1 protein-coding gene is annotated in these 391 nt (G+C 47.8%); it reads right to left on the reverse strand.

The window, feature by feature from the left end:
* Window positions 1-63 precede the first annotated feature (63 nt).
* Window positions 64-390: a four helix bundle protein gene (locus tag BEN48_RS00025; RefSeq protein ID WP_070731724.1), complete on the reverse strand. Its 327-nt coding sequence runs from the start codon at window positions 388-390 to the stop codon at window positions 64-66.
* Window position 391: the final 1 nt, after the last annotated feature.

Below are 391 nucleotides of genomic sequence, written 5' to 3' on the forward strand. Positions count from 1 at the left end.
AGGACATATTCCTGCTGCTCACCCACCAAAAACTTATAAGCTTTGATGATGCGCGAGGCAAAATCATACGTCTTCTGCTGAATAATGCTCGCCTTCATGGGCGTGTATCGATTCGAAAGCTGCTTCGGGAAGGTAATCATTGTCGCGCAGCAAGCGCAGCCAATAAGAAGTTTCGCGCGCTTCTTTGGCAGCAATGTTTAGTTTGTGAATGAAGTCAGCAGTAGAGCTGGCTGCTAGGGCTTCTTCCACGTTGGCCCCAATCGAAGTACCGCTGCGCAAAAGTTGTTTGGACAGGACATATTCCTGCTGCTCACCCACCAAAAACTTATAAGCTTTGATGATGCGCGAGGCAAAATCATACGTCTTCTGCTGAATAATGCTCGCCTTCATG

Source organism: Hymenobacter glacialis (genome assembly GCF_001816165.1).
GTDB classification, from domain to species: domain Bacteria; phylum Bacteroidota; class Bacteroidia; order Cytophagales; family Hymenobacteraceae; genus Hymenobacter; species Hymenobacter glacialis.

What these genes read in the sequence shown, in the direction of transcription:
- BEN48_RS00025 (WP_070731724.1), bottom strand. Translation starts at nt 390, where the DNA reads ATGAAGGCGAGCATTATTCAGCAGAAGACGTATGATTTTGCCTCGCGC.